Raw genomic sequence first — 16022 nt, forward strand, 5'->3', positions numbered from 1 at the left:
TAGACCCTAGTGGCATTGACGATCCTTGGCCTGTCCGGCGCCCTTAGCCATGATCCTTCCGCAGCGCTTTACATCGACGGCAAGCTGATAGCAGCGGCCGAAGAAGAGCGCTTCGTTCGTGATAAACACGCAAAGAACCGCATGCCCTACGAGTCGGCGAAGTTCTGTCTGGAACAGGCAGGCATCAAGCCTTCGGACGTCGATGTGGTCGCGATTCCGTTCGCCCCGATCAGCCTGTTCGGCAAGGCCCGTTGGCACTATGCCAAGCGTTACTGGTACGCCCCGGATCGCGCCCTTGATGCGCTGCTGATGGGCAACCGCCGTTACAAGCGCTATCGCAACAAGATCGTCTGGTGCCTCGAGCAACTGGGCTTCGACCCAAAAAAAATCAAGATCGAGCCCGTCGAGCACCACTTGGCTCACGCCTCCAGCGCCTACCATTGCTCCGGTTTCACCGAAAAAACCGCGATCATGGGCATCGACGGCAAGGGCGAGTACGCCACGACCTTCTTTGGCTACGGCGAAAACGGCAAGATCCACAAGATCAAGGAATTCTTCGATCCGGATTCGCTGGGCGGCCTGTACGGCGCGATCACCGAATTCCTCGGTTTCGAGATGCTCGACGGCGAATTCAAGGTCATGGGCATGGCACCTTACGGCGATGCCAGCAAGTACGACTTTTCGCGTCTGGCCACCTTCGAAAATGGCGAGCTGATCATCAACACCGAACTGGCCAACGTCATCGGCCTGCGTCGCTATAAAGAGAACGGCAAGGGCTTCTACTTTTCGCCCAAGCTGATCGAATGGCTGGGCCCGAAGCGCGTCGGCGATGTGGCCGACGAGCCTTACATCCATTACGCCGCCAGCATGCAGGCGCTGTTCGAAAAACTCGCCTTGCAGATGATGGACCACTACCTGGGCGACATCCTCAAGGAAACCGGGAAGATCGCCTTCGCCGGAGGCTGTGCGCTGAACGTCAAGCTCAATCAGCGCATCATCGCCCGTCCGGAAGTCAAGGAACTGTTCGTCCAGCCTGCGTCCGGTGATGCCGGCACGGCGGTGGGCGCTGCTGCTTATGTGTCGCACGCCCGTGGTGTGCCGGTCGAGAAGATGGAACACGTCTACCTCGGCCCTTCGTACAGCAACGAAGATGTGATCGCTGCCTGCGCCCGTCACCCGAGCAAGCCGGTCTGGCGCCATATCGACAACACGCCGCAGCGCATCGCTGAAATCATGGTCAAGGGCAACCCGGTTGCCTGGTTCCAGGGGCGTATGGAGTTCGGCCCGCGCGCGCTGGGTGGTCGTTCGATCATCGGTTGCCCGAGCGTGGCCGGCGTGGCCGACCGCATCAACCACCAGATCAAGTTTCGCGAGCGCTGGAGGCCTTTCTGCCCGTCCATGCTCGACACCGTTGCGCCGCAGATGATCAAGATCGATCACCCGGCACCGTTCATGACCTTCACCTTTGAAGTGGCTGAAGAGTGGAAAACCCGCGTGCCGGAAGTCGTCCATGAAGACGGCACTTCCCGTGCCCAGGTGCTCAAGCGCGAATATAACCCGCGCTACTACGACATGATGAAGGCGCTGGAAGAACTGACCGGCAACGGCGTTTCGCTGAACACCTCGCTCAACCGCCGTGGCGAACCAATGATTTGCTCGCCGACCGACGCCCTGAACATGTTCTTCGGCTCGGACCTCGAGTACCTGATCATGGAAGACATCCTTGTGGTCAAAGAGGGCGTCGAGGCTTATGACACGCTCGGCTGATCGTCACGTGCTGCAGTTCTGCCACGGCTATGACGGGCCGTTTCTGGACTGCGCGCGGCAATACGCCAGCCTGTTTGTCGGCAAGGGCTATCGAGTGACGACGGTATTTCTGACCGGCGCCGCCGACCCCGATGTGGTCGCCGACTGCGGTTCGGACGAAGTGCTGTTCATGGAGTACAGCTCCAGTGCCATTCGTGGCCTGAAGCTGGGCGCTATCCGGGACCTGCGCAAAATCGCCGCCACACGCAGTTTCAGCTTCTGCATCGCCCACCGTTTCAAACCGGTGTACATCGCCCTGCTGGCGACCCGCCTGCCGGTGATCGGCGTGCACCATGCGTTCGGCGACTACAAACGCCGTACGCGCAAACTGTTCGCCACGCTGTTTCGCAAGCGCCTGAGCCTGCTCGGCGTGTCCGATGCGGTGCGCGATGACATGCGCAGCAGTCTGCCCAAGTGGCCGGCCGAGCGCATTCAGACCTTGTACAACCGCATCGATGTCGAGCAGCTGCAGGGCAGCCAGTTTTCTGCTGAAGATGCCCGCACAGAGCTTGGCCTGTCGCCGTCGGCGTGGATTGTCGGCAACGTCGGTCGTCTGCATCCCGACAAGGATCAGGCCACGCTGTTGCGCGGTTTTTCCGAGGCGTTGCCCAACCTTCCCGAGAACAGCCAGTTGGTGATTCTCGGCAAGGGTCGTCTGGACGAAACCCTCAAGTCGCTCGCGCTGGAACTGGGCATCGGCCCGCAGGTGCTGTTTCTCGGGCAGGTGCCTGACGCTCGCCGCTACTTCAAGGCGTTCGATGTGTTCGCCTTGAGCTCGGATCACGAGCCGTTCGGCATGGTGCTGCTGGAAGCGATGGTGGCCGGTGTGCCACTGCTTGCGACCTCGTGCGGCGGCGCGAAGGAAGTGGTCGAAGATGTCGGCCTGCTGTTCCCGCTGGGCGATGCCCACAGCCTGGCGCATGGGCTGGTGCACATGGCCGGGCTTGACGGCGAGCAGCGTCAGGACTGTGCCGAGCGCATGCTGCTGCGCCTGCGCGAGCGTTTTTCCGATCATGCGGTACGCGATGTCTTCTGGCGCTTGCCGCAAGTCTCCAGCCTGACAGCGGGGGCCTGATGCTCAATCGATTCAAAAGCTGGCGCGAGCGTGGCTGGGTGCCGATCGATGCGGCAGCTTACGAACTGGCCTGGCAGCGCTTGGGTGGCAGTGTGGCCACTCACCCACTGGTGGTTGCACGTTTATCGGAGTTTTCCGGCATCCCGGTGCGCTATCTGGCCTGGGAGCAGGGCGGTGAAGTGAAGGCCGCAATCGCCACCTGGGGTCGCTCGCTGGCGCTGTCCAAGGACGAACTCAAGCGCCACGGCAAGAAAGGTCTCTTCGACCTGGGTAATGCCGAGCTGATTTTGCCGGTGGCCGAAGAGGTGCAAGTGCCGGTTCGTCATCGGGCTCGTTACGTGTCGGCGCTCAACGAAGGCCGGATCAGCACGCTCAAGTCGCAGACCGAATCACTGGCAATGGCGCGCACGCCTGAAGAGCTGTCGAAGAAGTTTCGTTACAACCAGCGCCGCGAACTTCGCTTGCTGGAAGAGGCGGGCGGTACGGTGCGGCCGGTCAGCGAGTTCAGCAGTGCCGAACTGGCGAGCATGTATTGCGACCTGTTTCAGCGCCGCTGGGGCTTTGAAGCCACCGGTGCCCGGCACAAAGCCGAGGTCATCGAGTTGCTGCGCGACCTGTTGATCGGCTCGGTGGTGTTTCTCAACGACGCGCCCATTGCCATTCAACTGGTGTACCGCGTTGAAGCGCCGCAATGGATCAGCATCGAGTACGTCAACGGTGGCGTCGATCCCGAAACTCGTGATTTCAGCCCAGGCAGCGTGCTGAGCTTCGTCAACACCCAGTCCGCATGGGAGGACGCCAGGGCGTTGGGCAAGGCACTGCGGTTTTCCTTCGGTCGTGCCGACCGCGAGTACAAGGACCGTTGGTGCAACCCCGTTCCGGTGTTCCAGCTTTGAGCCGCAAGCAACAGTTGCTTAAGCGCCATCGCCGTAACAAGCGCCTGGCGTTGCTGGGTGGTCTGTTTGTGTTGATTGCGCTTGGCGTGTGGGTGGCCTGGTGGCTGGCGCCGATTGTGGCGATTGGCGCATGGGTCGCTCACGAGGCATGGTTTGCCGATCACCTGTTCTATTCGCCCGCCGACGACTATCAGTACACCTTTCCCGCCGACAGCGAAGTGCCAGGCGTGCGTCTCGACGGTGACAAACTGTTGCTGGATACACCGCTGCAACTGGCCGGCGACGAGACGCTGGTCCTGGCGCTGACCATCAAAAGCACGTGGCTGGGGCGTTTTCTCGACCCGGTCGTCGAGTTTCACGGGCTGGACCTGCATGACCGGCAGGCTTTCGAGCGTGGCGTTTCTGGCGTGCGTTACCTGAACCTGACCGGGCTCGGCGAGCCGCTGGCCGCCGGTGTGTTGCAATTGCGCGGGCGTTTCTGTCGTCTGTCGGCTACGCCGCGCCTCTGGCTGTTTCGTCAGGCGGATGCGCGCCAGCAGCGCGTGATGGTCATCGCCCCGCATGCCGACGATGCCGAACTGGCCGCATTCGGGCTGTACAGCCAGGCGAAGGATGCATGGATTGTCACGCTGACCGCCGGTGAAATCGAAGCCGAACATTATCAACAGATGGGCATGCAGCGCGCCGAGGCTGCGCGCATGAAGGGCCGCTTGCGCGCCTGGGACAGCATTGCCGTCGCGCGCTGGGGCGGTGTGCCGGAGTCGCAGTGCGTGCAATTGGGCTATTTCTGCCTGCAACTGCCCGCCATGCAGGCTGCGCCGGACACGCCGGTCGGCTCGTGCGAGGCGGATCTGAGCGATACCCGGTTGTTTCGTCAGTTCAATACCCTGGCACTGCCCGGCGATGACGGTCAGCCGACCTGGAACAACCTGCTGGCCGACCTGCGCACGTTGATTCTCAAAGCCCGGCCGCAGGTCATTGTCATGCCGCACCCGGCCATCGACCCGCATCCTGACCACATTTGCGCCCAGGCGGCGGTGCGTGAAGCGCTGGCCGGGCTTGAGTGGCAGCCAGACGTAATACTCGGTTACGCCAACCACCTGCACGACAATGACCGCTGGCCGATGGGCGACGCCTACACGGGCATCAGCTTGCCACCGGTGTTCGATGCGCAGTTGCCGCTGGTGCCCTACAGCCTGCAATTGTCGGTGGCGACCCAAAGAGACAAGGCGATGGCGCTGGGCATGATGCATGACCTGCAGCCGCCCATGCCATTCAAGCGCCGAGTGCGCCGCACCTTGCAGCGCATGCTGGCCGGTCGCCGCTGGCCGGCCGAGGGTGAAAACGAATTCTTCCGCAAGGCGGTGCGACGGCACGAGTTGTTCTGGTGCAGCCGTGATATCTGATTCAGCAGGCGCAGTACTGCAAGGAAAACCATGAAAGTTCTACTTCTGGTCCAGAAAGAGCAGCGGGCCATTCTGGACCGTCTCTATGAAGGCATCGCCGCGTATTGTGAGTGCGAGGTGCGTTGGCTAAGCTCCGATGAGCAGCGCAACCTGCGTGGCTATTTCCGCCGTGAAGTGGATGTCGAACGTTATGACCGGATCGTGTTTTTTCTGCGCTTCAAGCAGGAAGTCCGTCAGGTCGGGTTCATCCGCACGATTCCCAATCTGGTCATCCTTGAACACGATGCCTACCAGAACTACATCCCCTGCAAGTACACCGGCAAGTTCAGCGCGCACTATCGCAAGCTGCCCTGGGCGCGGGTGATCTGTTCGGGCTTCATGGTCAGCGAACGCCTGCGCGAAGAAGGCTTTGATGCGGTGTTCGTGCCCAAAGGCTATGACCAGAGCCTGTTGCAGTTGCAAACCCGCGAGCGCGATATCGAACTGGCCTTTGTGGGCAGCACCAACAGTGTGGCCTACAGCGGCCGCAAGGCGTTGCTTGATGAACTGGGCCAGGTCGAGAACCTGCTTGTTACGCGCACCAAATCCGGGGAAGAGTATTGCGACACCCTCAACCGCATCCGCTTTTTCGTCAGCGCCGATGTCGGCATGGGCGAATACATGATCAAGAATTTCGAGGCCATGGCTTGCGGTTGCGTGCTGCTGGCCTTTGATCAGGGCGCCGAAGAAAATCGCGCGCTGGGCTTTGTGGACATGCACAACATTGTGCTTTACCGCGACATTCCACAGCTTCGCGAAAAGCTGGCGCAGTTGCGCGAGAACACCGTGCTGGCCGCTGAAATATCCCGTAATGGGCAGACTTTGGTCGAGGAACGCTTTACATTCCACGCACTTGGGAAAGCCATCGTGGATGCCATGCAAGCGCCATTGCGCAGCATGCCCGCGATCAGTTGGGTCGACCGCCTGCGCTCACGCTGGGGCTGGTAATGGCTTATGAATATTCAATGATTGGGAATGAATGATGGTATTCAGCGAAAACAGCGACATCACGCTGGTGGTCACCAGTTGTGGTCGATTCGACTTGTTGAAGCGCACCCTGGAAACGTTTGACCGTTTCAACACTGCGCCCATACGCCACGTGCTGATTACCGAAGACTCGGGCGATGCTCATGTCGAGACCTGCATTCCCGAGCACTGGCGCGCGCACACGCGTTTCATCATCAACAACCCCAAACTGGGGCAGATGCGTTCTGTCGATGCGGCGTATTCACTGATCGAGACGTCCTGGGTTTTCCATTGCGAAGATGACTGGGACTTCTACCGTCCGCACTTCATCGAAGAATCGATGACCCTGCTCGAGCACGACCCTCAGGCGTTGCAGGTCTGGTTGCGCAGCTACAATCATGATCTGTGTGTGCACAGCCCCTATGTCTATCTCAACGAACGTGAGGTGGTTGAAGGTATTGCGTTTTACAAGCTCGGTTCGCACAAGCCGGAGTGGCAGGGTTTTTCGTTCAATCCGGGGCTGCGTCGTCTGGCGGATTACCAGCAGCATGCGCCTTATGCAGGGCATGGCGGGGAGAAAAAACTTTCACAATTATTCGTCGCGCAAAACCGTTACGCTCTGATTCTGGAAAATGATGCCGTGTTGCATACCGGTTTCGGTGAGCATGTGGTGGTGCCGCAGGAGCGGCTGGATAAGCAGCGCCGCAAGCGTCGCGATCGCCTCAAGCTGATCGTCGCTGTGCTCGTTGCCTTTGTAGCAGGCTGGTTGCTCAATAATGTCAGTTGACCGAATCACACTCCCCGGCAGCAAAATACAGACGTATTTCACCGTAGTGCTTGTCGTCTTTCTGTTGAGTTTTATCCTCAACTCGTCAGCCAAGATCACCAACAATCTGTTTTATGCGCTCACCGCTTTGCCGGGCTTGTTCTTTCTGATCAAGTACCGCGGCGCTGGCGTGTTTGCCAAACCGCTGGGCATTGCCTGGGTGGTGTTCATGGCGTGCTTTCTGGTCCCGGCGCTGCAGGCGCAGGAGTTTCAGTATTACAAGCACATTATCTACGTCAGCCTGTTTGTCTTTGCCGTGTCAGGGCTGACGGACAACGGGTTCTTCCGGCGCGGGCTGTTTGTGCGGGGGATGTTCTGGGTCATCGGTCTGTACATCCTGCTCAGCAGCATTCATAGCTGGGTGACCGGGCAGTTTGTGTTCGGTCAGCGTGTGGCGATTCTGCCCGGCCGTATGGAAAACGTGATTTATGCCAGCGGCTGGCTGGTCTGCAGCCTTGCGCTGGCATTGCCGCTGTGGGCAAAGGAGCGGCGCTGGATCGAGGCTGCGTGTGCGGTGTTGTTCACGCTGCTGATCACCGCCTTCGTCGTACAGACCCGCACCGCACTGGTGGGCATGGCCTTTCTGTTCCTTGCCTGCACGGCGTATTCGCTTTATCGCTTCCCGCTGCGCACCGTTGTGGGCTTGCTGGTACTGGGCGCGTTGGCGGCGGCAGGCTTCTGGATTGTGAAGGATGAGCAGTGGGTTGCCCTGCTGATGGTCAGGGGCGACTCCTACCGCATCGAGCTGTTTGAAATCATGACCGGCGAGTGGCACCGCTGCGGCTGGATTCTGGGCTGCGGCGTCGATTTTTACACCACCCAGACCCTGACTGGCGGCGTACCGATCCAGCACCCGCACAACATTTTCGTCTCGTTGGGGCTGTACACCGGCGCAGCTTCGCTGGTGATGTTTCTGGTGGTAATGGCCATGACGCTGTGGAACGCCTTGCGCAACGTTGATGCGTGGGGCCTTTACCTGGCCTGCGCGCTGGTGATGCTCAACTTCGACGGCGGTCAGTTGGTGGGTAACCCGGATGAACTCTGGGTGCTGGTGCTGTTGCCGGCGACCATGGTGCTGGGGCGTTTAGTGCAGACGCATCGGCTGAGGCGACCAGCAGAGGTTTGATAGCTGACAAGAATGGCCGCCTGTAACAAGCGGCCATTTTTTCAGTTCATTGCCAGAGTCAGTTCAGTGCTGTCGCAAAGGCTCTGAGCGCTCATGTAGCCCTCCAGAAACGCCGGGTTGCCGTTATCCAGCAGCCACTGACGGTCTTCCTGATAACGCAGCATGTGCTTGAAGTTGCGCAAGCGCAGGCTTTTGCGCAGCGCGCGGCGGTAGGTTTTCATGTCAGCGATGTCGATCAGGCCGAGGTTGCCTTCCGGGGTGAGAATCACATTACCCAAGTGCGCCGAACGGAAATAGATGCCTTTTTCGTGCAGGTCGGCGATGAAGCGCCCCAATTGCGTACGCAAACTGTCATCGCTGAGCGCGCTGCCCAGCAACTGACGCAGGGTGTAGCCGGCCAGCGGGTCATAATGTACGGCGTCGCGCTCGATCTCGGCGATGCGGCAGACGGTGAGCACACGCGGGCACGGGATGGCGCGCTGGGCCAGCGTTACACAGTTGTCTGCAAAGCGTTGGGCATACGGATACCAGGCTGCCGAGCTGACAAGACGTTTGCGTCGAAACAATTTCAACATTGAACCGTCACGCAGACGTAGTACTTTGTCGCCCGTGCCGTCGGCTTCAAGCACTTCGGCACCTTGAACCAGGTCAAGGTAATGGGCGTGGTCAAGCGCTTGCATCGATACTCCGGTTTTTACGCCCCAGGGGCCACTGGTCGTCATACACAAGCCTGCTGTTGATTCTGGCCAAGGGCCGTGGGAGCGAACTTGTTCGCGAAGGGGCCAGTGCATTCAATAGAATGTGCTGCTTGAAACAACGTCTTCGCGAGCGAAGCGTCGCCCGGCTCACTCCCACGCCCTTCGGGCAGAAGCCGGATTTGCAGGCTTCAGGCAGCGATCACAAACCCCAGGGAATGGACGGGCTGCCTATGTTACCGCAGCAGGCAGCCGCGAAAACCGCTGTGATACAATTCGGCCTCTTTTTAATACGACGGACTCTCATGACAACTTCCGAATCGTCCGCAACTTCCAGCGTGAAAATCTATTTCCGCCTGTTGTCTTATGTGCGTCCGTATGTGGGCATTTTCCTGCTCAGCATCCTTGGCTTCGTGATCTTTGCCTCGACCCAGCCGATGCTCGCCGGCATCCTCAAATACTTTGTCGATGGCCTGAGCAACCCAGAAGCGGTGCTGTTCCCCAACGTGCCTTACCTGCGCGAACTGCAACTGTTGCAGGCTGTACCGCTGCTGATCGTGCTGATCGCCGCATGGCAGGGGCTCGGTTCGTTCCTGGGCAACTACTTCCTGGCCAAGGTTTCCCTGGGTCTGGTGCACGACCTGCGCGTCGAGCTGTTCAACAAGCTACTGGTATTGCCCAATCGTTACTTCGACACGACCAATTCCGGCCATCTGATCTCGCGCATCACCTTCAACGTCACCATGGTGACCGGCGCTGCCACCGATGCCATCAAAGTGGTGATTCGCGAGGGCCTGACGGTGGTGTTCCTGTTCATCTATCTGCTGATGATGAACTGGAAACTGACCCTGGTCATGCTCGCCATCCTGCCGCTGATTGCCGTGATGGTGAGCAGCGCGAGCAAGAAATTTCGCAAGCAGAGCAAAAAAATTCAAGTGGCGATGGGCGATGTCACCCACGTTGCGTCGGAAACCATTCAGGGCTATCGCGTGGTGCGCAGCTTTGGTGGCGAGGCTTACGAGCAGAACCGTTTCGCCGAAGCCAGTGGCAGCAACACCCGCAAGCAACTGCGCATGACCAAGACCGGCGCAATCTATACGCCGATGCTGCAACTGGTCATCTACAGCGCCATGGCCGTGCTGATGTTTCTGGTGCTGTTCCTGCGCGGCGACGCGACGGCGGGCGATCTGGTGGCGTACATCACTGCCGCCGGGCTATTGCCCAAGCCGATTCGCCAGCTGTCGGAAGTCAGCTCGACCATCCAGAAAGGCGTCGCCGGTGCCGAAAGCATCTTCGAGCAACTGGATGTTGAAGAAGAGGTCGATACCGGCACCATTGAGCGTGATCGCGTCAGCGGCCATCTGGAGGTCAAGAACCTCAGCTTCTTCTACCCGCAGACCGAGCGTCAGGTGTTGAACGACATCAGTTTCTCGGCAGCACCCGGGCAGATGATCGCGCTGGTGGGACGTTCCGGCAGCGGCAAATCGACCCTGGCCAACCTGATACCGCGTTTTTACGGACACGAGATGGGCAACATCCTGCTCGATGGCGTCGAAATCAACGACTACCGTTTGCGCAATCTGCGCAGGCACATCGCCCAGGTCAATCAGAACGTCACGCTGTTCAATGACTCCATTGCCAACAACATTGCCTATGGCGATCTGGCCGGTGCGCCGCGTGCCGACATCGAAGCGGCCGCCGCCGACGCTTACGCCAAGGAGTTCATCGACCAGTTGCCGCAAGGGTTCGACACTCAGGTCGGCGAAAACGGCGTGCTGCTGTCAGGTGGCCAACGCCAGCGCCTGGCCATTGCCCGCGCACTGCTCAAGAACGCGCCGCTGCTGATTCTCGACGAAGCCACGTCGGCGCTGGACACCGAGTCCGAGCGGCATATCCAGGCCGCACTGGATCACGTCATGAAGGGCCGTACCACTCTGGTCATCGCCCACCGCTTTTCGACCATCGAAAAGGCCGACATGATTCTGGTCATGGATGCCGGGAAGATCGTCGAGCGCGGTACTCATGCAGAGTTGCTGGCGCAGAACGGTTACTACGCCCGCCTGCACGCCATGGGCCTGGACGAGCCAGCGCCTGCCGGCGCGGTTTGACCTCATTATCAGGGGGGGCTGACGCAGCCCGCCTGCCTTTCAGCGGTGTGATTCAGCAGCCTGCCGGTTGCAAACCCCTGTGCTAAGATTCCGCCCCTGTCCATTTTTCACGTACGGGTTGTTCCATGAAGCTATCCATGCCGCGCTTTGATCAGGCCCCTGTCCTGGTGGTTGGCGATGTCATGCTCGACAGATACTGGCATGGTGGTACCTCGCGTATTTCCCCCGAAGCGCCGGTGCCTGTGGTCAAGGTCGATCAGATCGAAGACCGTCCGGGCGGTGCCGCCAACGTCGCGTTGAACATCGCAGCCCTGGGCGCTCCGGCGTCGCTGGTTGGTGTGACCGGCGACGACGAGGCTGCAGAAAGCCTGACCAACAGCCTGAAAGCTGCGGGTGTGGTGGCGCGCTTTCAGCGTATTGCCGATCAGCCGACCATCGTCAAACTGCGTGTCATGAGTCGCCATCAGCAATTGCTGCGTATCGATTTTGAAGAACCGTTCAACACGGATCCGCTGGCCCTGAGCGCAGAGGTTTACAGCCTGCTGGACGGCATCAAGGTGCTGGTCCTGTCCGATTACGGCAAAGGTGCGTTGAAAAACCATCAGGCATTGATTCAGGCAGCCCGTAAGCGTGGCATTCCGGTGCTGGCTGATCCCAAGGGCAAGGACTTCGCGATTTATCGCGGTGCCAGCCTGATCACGCCGAACCTCAGCGAATTCGAAGCCATCGTCGGGCATTGTGAAGACGAGGCACAACTGGTCACCAAAGGTGCACAGTTGATGCAGGAACTTGATTTGGGCGCCTTGCTGGTGACCCGTGGCGAGCACGGCATGACCCTGCTGCGTCCCGACCAGCAGGCCCTGCACCTGCCAGCTCGCGCCCGTGAAGTGTTCGACGTTACCGGCGCTGGCGATACGGTCATTTCCACCCTGGCGGCGGCCATTGCGGCGGGCGAGGAACTGCCGCATGCGGTGGCGCTGGCCAATCTTGCGGCAGGCATTGTCGTCGGCAAACTCGGCACAGCGGCCATCAGCGCACCGGAACTGCGCCGCGCCATCCAGCGCGAAGAAGGCTCCGAGCGCGGCGTGCTGGGCCTGGAGCAATTGCTGCTGGCGGTCGATGATGCGCGGGCGCACAAGGAAAAGATCGTTTTCACCAACGGTTGCTTCGATATCCTTCATGCAGGCCATGTGACCTATCTGGAGCAGGCGCGCGCGCAAGGTGATCGTCTGATTGTTGCGGTCAACGACGACGCCTCTGTCAGCCGTCTCAAAGGCCCGGGTCGCCCGATCAACAGCGTAGACCGGCGCATGGCTGTACTGGCCGGGCTGGGCGCGGTGGACTGGGTGATCAGCTTCCCTGAAGGCACCCCGGAAAACCTCCTGACCCACGTCAAACCCGACGTACTGGTCAAAGGCGGTGATTACGGAGTCGATCAGGTGGTCGGTGCCGACATCGTCCAGGCCTATGGCGGCGAAGTGCGAGTGTTGGGGCTGGTGGAAAACAGCTCGACCACGGCCATTGTCGAGAAGATTCGAGGGCAGGGGTAGGGGTTAGCTACAAGCTTGAGGCAGAAGCAGATCAAACGCTTGAAGCTTGAGGCTTACAGCTTGCCACTAATGGCGTGCAGCAGCTCCCGGGCCTTGCCGGTCAGGCGTTTGAGTCCGGTTTTTTTCGCCGGTGGGGTCATGCCCTGCTGGTGCAGCCAGTCCTTCCAGCGAATCCGCTCTTCACGTACCACCCAACCATCCTGCGCGGCAAAACTTTCTGCCAGGTACAGCCCGCGCGTCCCGGCCGGGGTCAGCTTGTCGCGCTTGAGTGTGTAGAGCTCGGGCAGTGGCGATCCGTTTTCCAGCGGCATCAGGTACAGGTCGGGCTTGCTGCGGTTGAGGCGGGCGACCAGTTGATCGTTTTCCAGTGCCTCATCAACGTGAAACAAACTGATCGGCCGCGCCTCCTTGGGGATTTCCAGGCGCATGTCGTAAATCAGCTGCAACGAAGCCGTCGGCAAATGCACGTAAGCACGAGGCCGCTCGATCAGTGTCAGGTTGCCGCTGCGCACTGGCCGCGCAGCGCCGGACAGCGGGCTCAGACGAAAAGGCATGGCTTCACGATAATGCAGCGCGGCGGCGTAGGGCGCAGGCAGCCAGGTTTCCTTGAACAGCCCGCTCAACCAACCCTGAGGCGTTTCGATCAGGCACTCTTCGGCCACTTCCTGAATCGCCGTGTGCAGCGGCAACGTTAACTCGTGCGCCGGAACGTAACCCGAAATCAGCTTGAGCACGACATCGCCACGGTCCTGACGGCGCTGGCGAACCAGCACCCAGTAATCGCGATTCTGCCAACTGACGGTCAGTCGCACCGACACGCCCAGATTGGCAAGCTCGGTAGCAAAGCGCTCGGTGTCCGGTACGTCGATCTTGCGCCGCCGCTGCAGGGTCTGGGAGAAGTTCATCGGCATGCCGACGCTCTGGTAACTCAGGCTTTCCGGGGTGGCTTCGACGAACAGCGACAGGGTCTTGAAGTTGCTGGGATTCTTCCGGATCAGTGTTCGCGGCATTACGGCTCCTTCTTGCGTTGGGGTCGGCCGCCTCAATCAGGCTTGACGGCAGATCACGGCAGCGGCAGTGGCGACGTTGTGGGCCAAGTGCAACGGGTTAATGGTGCCGACAATAGCACTGGCAACCCCGGGATGTTCAAACAGAAGCTGGAAGCTGGCCTGCACCGGGTCCATCCCCGGCGTCAGGCAGGCATGACCACTGGCCAGCGCTTTCTTGACCAGAATCCCTTTACCGTGTGCGGCGGCGTAGTCCACGACGGGCTTTTCACCTCGTCCGTCGAGGTTGTAGGTGACCATCGCGCAGTCCCCGTCGCGCAGGGCCAGCAGGCCACCCTCGACAGTTTTACCGGAGAAGCCGAAGCCGCGAATCTTGCCTTCGCGCTTGAGTTCGGCGAGGGTCTGGTAGACCTCGGTGTCGTTGAGAATGGCCAGATCGTTGCCGTCCGAATGCACCAGCACCAGATCGAGAAAGTCAGTTTCAAGACGTTTCAGGCTGCGCTCCACCGACTTGCGCGTGTGCGCCGCGCTGAAGTCGTGGCTCGACTGACCGTTGTCGAACTCTTCGCCCACCTTGCTGACAATCACCCAGTCCTGGCGCTGGCCGCGCAGCAACGGGCCGAGGCGTTCTTCGCTGGTGCCGTAAGCCGGCGCGGTGTCGATCAGGTTGATGCCCATATCTCGGGCCATACGCAGCAGCATCTGTGCCTGCTGATCGTCCGGAATCTTGAAACCGCTGGGGTATTTGACACCTACGTCGCGGCCGAGCTTGACGGTGCCCAAGCCCAGCGGCGAGACGCTCAGGCCGGTGCTGCCGAACGGGCGATGCAGGTCATGCAGGGTTTTCAGGCTCATGGCAGCAGTTCATCCCAGACAGGTATGGCCAACGGTGGCCGTGGCACATCCACCAATGGGGCTTGCGGTGTCGGATGGATGCCGTCTTTGGACAGGTGCGACAGCACCCGGTCGGCGAAGTCCGGTGCCAGCGCCAGTTTGGTCGGCCAGCCCACCATCAGGCGACGCTGGCTGTCGAGAAAGGCGTTGTCCGGGCGCACCAGACCCGATTGAGCCGGTTCGGCGCGGTCCACGCGCAGGGTCGCCCACTGCGCCTGACTCAGATCGACCCACGGCAGCAAGGCTTCGAGTTCCTTGCGGGCAACGGCTATCTGCGCATCCGGTTCACGCGCAACGCCGTCGGCCTCGGCCAGATCACCGCCCAGATACCACACGCACTGGCCATCGGCTGCAGGGTGGGTCGTCACTGTAATGCGCGGCTTGGGCCCGCCGCCCAGGCAATGGGCGAACAGCGGCTTGAGCGTCGGCCCCTTGACCAGCACCATGTGCAGCGGGCGGCGCTGCATCTGTGGCTGCGATACGCCCAGCGCGTTCAGCAGGTCGGCATTGCCGCCGCCGGCACTGAGCACGATGCGCTGGGCATGAATATCGCGACCGTCGACGCGCAGGCCGATCAGTTCATCCGCCTCGTACAGCGGTTCGATCTTTTGCCCGGCCAGCAAGCTGTCTTCAGCCAGCTCTGCGAGGCGTTTGATCAGGCTCGGTACATCGACCACCAGTTCAGCCAGTCGATAGACCTTGCCTTTGAATTTCGGGTTTTGCAGCGCAGGCGGCAGTTGCTCGCCTTTGACCTGATCCACGCGGCCACGTACTGCCTTGCTGGCGAAAAAGCTGGTCAGGTTGCCGGCGATAGTGCCAGGCGACCATAGGTAATGGGCCTCGGACAGCAGGCGCACGGCCGCGAGGTCCAGCTCGCCCTTGCCGTCGAGCGCTTCACGCCAGCGGCGCGGCATGTCGGCGATGGCTTCGGAAGCACCGGACAGCGCGCCGTGCAGTGCGTACTTGGCGCCGCCGTGAATAATCCCCTGCGACTTGAGGCTTTGCCCGCCACCCAGGCTGGCGCTTTCTACCAGCACTGTCGAGAACCCTTGACGACGCAACCGGGCATTGAGCCAGAGACCGGCGACGCCAGCCCCGACAATCAGCACGTCAGTGGAAATAACCGATGGCATGAGCACCTCAGTGAGCAAAAAGTACGAGCATTATAAGGGATCAGGTTTTCAATGCCCGGCGGTTTTCGAGAACAGCTGAATGACCGCGACCCCGGCGACAATCATCCCCATGCCCAGTAGCGCGGGCAGGTCGAGTTTCTGGCCGTAGATAAAGTACGCCGCGATGCTGACCATGACGATGCCCATGCCTGACCAGATGGCGTACGTGATACCGACCGGGATGGTACGCATCACCAGAATCAGCATCCAGAATGCAATCGCGTAGCCGGTGATCAGCAATATCAGAGGCAGGGGCGTGCTGAATCCCTTGACGGCCTTCATGGACGTGGTGGCGATCACTTCCGCGCAAACGGCGATGGCCAACAGATAATAAGCGTTCATGGTGCATTCCTTTTCGTCAGGCTGCGCATTCTAGGGTCTGTTCCCGTTTCACATTGGTAGCCACAGAAAAGCGCAGGCCATTGCTATGACGCTTTCATAGTTTCTCTTGAGTTT

Annotated in this window: 14 protein-coding genes; 9 read left to right on the forward strand and 5 right to left on the reverse strand. The window is 60.3% G+C overall.

Annotated features, from left to right (window positions below; genetic code table 11):
* Positions 1-9 precede the first annotated feature (9 nt).
* Genes DW49_RS0111515 through DW49_RS0111545 form a run of 7 tightly spaced genes read left to right on the forward strand, consistent with a single transcriptional unit; the run spans position 10 to position 8140 of the window.
* A complete protein-coding gene (locus tag DW49_RS0111515; RefSeq protein ID WP_005620939.1) occupies positions 10-1767 on the forward strand; it encodes a carbamoyltransferase family protein in 1758 nt (585 codons plus the stop codon).
* Positions 1751-2881, forward strand: a complete 1131-nt coding sequence (locus tag DW49_RS0111520) for a glycosyltransferase (RefSeq protein ID WP_005620936.1) — start codon at positions 1751-1753, stop codon at positions 2879-2881. Before DW49_RS0111515 ends, DW49_RS0111520 begins: the two co-directional genes overlap by 17 nt.
* Positions 2881-3777, forward strand: a complete 897-nt coding sequence (locus DW49_RS0111525; protein WP_005620934.1) for an antimicrobial resistance protein Mig-14 — start codon at positions 2881-2883, stop codon at positions 3775-3777. Before DW49_RS0111520 ends, DW49_RS0111525 begins: the two co-directional genes overlap by 1 nt.
* A complete protein-coding gene (locus tag DW49_RS0111530; protein WP_024420560.1) occupies positions 3774-5183 on the forward strand; it encodes a PIG-L deacetylase family protein in 1410 nt (469 codons plus the stop codon). The genes DW49_RS0111525 and DW49_RS0111530 overlap by 4 nt, the downstream gene beginning before the upstream one ends.
* A 30-nt stretch (positions 5184-5213) precedes the next feature.
* Positions 5214-6170: a glycosyltransferase family protein gene (locus DW49_RS0111535; protein WP_005620929.1), complete on the forward strand. Its 957-nt coding sequence runs from the start codon at positions 5214-5216 to the stop codon at positions 6168-6170.
* A gap of 31 nt (positions 6171-6201) precedes the next feature.
* Positions 6202-6975 (forward strand): glycosyltransferase family 2 protein, encoded by a 774-nt coding sequence (locus DW49_RS0111540; RefSeq protein ID WP_005620927.1) that lies wholly within the window; start codon positions 6202-6204, stop codon positions 6973-6975.
* Positions 6965-8140 (forward strand): hypothetical protein, encoded by a 1176-nt coding sequence (locus tag DW49_RS0111545; RefSeq protein WP_005620925.1) that lies wholly within the window; start codon positions 6965-6967, stop codon positions 8138-8140. Before DW49_RS0111540 ends, DW49_RS0111545 begins: the two co-directional genes overlap by 11 nt.
* A gap of 41 nt (positions 8141-8181) precedes the next feature.
* Here DW49_RS0111545 and DW49_RS0111550 read toward each other — a convergent pair whose 3' ends face one another.
* The gene (locus DW49_RS0111550) at positions 8182-8820 is read right to left on the reverse strand and encodes a BUD32 family EKC/KEOPS complex subunit (RefSeq protein WP_005620923.1); all 639 of its coding nucleotides are present in this window, start codon (positions 8818-8820) and stop codon (positions 8182-8184) included.
* Between the two features lie 320 nt (positions 8821-9140).
* Here DW49_RS0111550 and msbA point away from each other — a divergent pair, with 320 nt between their 5' ends.
* Positions 9141-10943 (forward strand): lipid A export permease/ATP-binding protein MsbA, encoded by a 1803-nt coding sequence (gene msbA, locus DW49_RS0111555; RefSeq protein ID WP_024420559.1) that lies wholly within the window; start codon positions 9141-9143, stop codon positions 10941-10943.
* Positions 10944-11068: 125 nt separating this feature from the next.
* On the forward strand, positions 11069-12493 hold the full coding sequence (gene hldE / locus DW49_RS0111560; RefSeq protein WP_024420558.1) for a bifunctional D-glycero-beta-D-manno-heptose-7-phosphate kinase/D-glycero-beta-D-manno-heptose 1-phosphate adenylyltransferase HldE: 1425 nt from the start codon (positions 11069-11071) through the stop codon (positions 12491-12493).
* Positions 12494-12546: 53 nt separating this feature from the next.
* On the opposite strand, the gene DW49_RS0111565 is transcribed toward hldE, so the two are convergent.
* The 4 genes from DW49_RS0111565 to DW49_RS0111580 are packed head-to-tail and all read right to left on the reverse strand — an operon-like array spanning position 12547 to position 15908.
* Positions 12547-13503: a hypothetical protein gene (locus DW49_RS0111565; RefSeq protein ID WP_005620919.1), complete on the reverse strand. Its 957-nt coding sequence runs from the start codon at positions 13501-13503 to the stop codon at positions 12547-12549.
* Between the two features lie 36 nt (positions 13504-13539).
* A complete protein-coding gene (locus DW49_RS0111570) occupies positions 13540-14355 on the reverse strand; it encodes an aldo/keto reductase (protein WP_005620918.1) in 816 nt (271 codons plus the stop codon).
* Positions 14352-15527 (reverse strand): NAD(P)/FAD-dependent oxidoreductase, encoded by a 1176-nt coding sequence (locus tag DW49_RS0111575; RefSeq protein ID WP_005620917.1) that lies wholly within the window; start codon positions 15525-15527, stop codon positions 14352-14354. Before DW49_RS0111575 ends, DW49_RS0111570 begins: the two co-directional genes overlap by 4 nt.
* Before the next feature lie 48 nt (positions 15528-15575).
* A complete protein-coding gene (locus DW49_RS0111580; protein WP_005620915.1) occupies positions 15576-15908 on the reverse strand; it encodes an SMR family transporter in 333 nt (110 codons plus the stop codon).
* Between the last annotated feature and the right edge of the window lie 114 nt (positions 15909-16022).

Source organism: Pseudomonas avellanae BPIC 631 (assembly GCF_000444135.1).
GTDB lineage: Bacteria > Pseudomonadota > Gammaproteobacteria > Pseudomonadales > Pseudomonadaceae > Aquipseudomonas > Aquipseudomonas avellanae.

What these genes read in the sequence shown, in the direction of transcription:
- DW49_RS0111520 (WP_005620936.1), top strand. Translation starts at nt 1,751, where the DNA reads ATGACACGCTCGGCTGATCGTCACGTGCTGCAGTTCTGCCACGGCTAT.
- DW49_RS0111550 (WP_005620923.1), bottom strand. Translation starts at nt 8,820, where the DNA reads ATGCAAGCGCTTGACCACGCCCATTACCTTGACCTGGTTCAAGGTGCC.
- DW49_RS0111575 (WP_005620917.1), bottom strand. Translation starts at nt 15,527, where the DNA reads ATGCCATCGGTTATTTCCACTGACGTGCTGATTGTCGGGGCTGGCGTC.
- DW49_RS0111535 (WP_005620929.1), top strand. Translation starts at nt 5,214, where the DNA reads ATGAAAGTTCTACTTCTGGTCCAGAAAGAGCAGCGGGCCATTCTGGAC.
- DW49_RS0111580 (WP_005620915.1), bottom strand. Translation starts at nt 15,908, where the DNA reads ATGAACGCTTATTATCTGTTGGCCATCGCCGTTTGCGCGGAAGTGATC.
- DW49_RS0111540 (WP_005620927.1), top strand. Translation starts at nt 6,202, where the DNA reads ATGATGGTATTCAGCGAAAACAGCGACATCACGCTGGTGGTCACCAGT.
- DW49_RS0111565 (WP_005620919.1), bottom strand. Translation starts at nt 13,503, where the DNA reads ATGCCGCGAACACTGATCCGGAAGAATCCCAGCAACTTCAAGACCCTG.
- DW49_RS0111525 (WP_005620934.1), top strand. Translation starts at nt 2,881, where the DNA reads ATGCTCAATCGATTCAAAAGCTGGCGCGAGCGTGGCTGGGTGCCGATC.
- DW49_RS0111545 (WP_005620925.1), top strand. Translation starts at nt 6,965, where the DNA reads ATGTCAGTTGACCGAATCACACTCCCCGGCAGCAAAATACAGACGTAT.
- msbA (WP_024420559.1), top strand. Translation starts at nt 9,141, where the DNA reads ATGACAACTTCCGAATCGTCCGCAACTTCCAGCGTGAAAATCTATTTC.
- hldE (WP_024420558.1), top strand. Translation starts at nt 11,069, where the DNA reads ATGAAGCTATCCATGCCGCGCTTTGATCAGGCCCCTGTCCTGGTGGTT.
- DW49_RS0111570 (WP_005620918.1), bottom strand. Translation starts at nt 14,355, where the DNA reads ATGAGCCTGAAAACCCTGCATGACCTGCATCGCCCGTTCGGCAGCACC.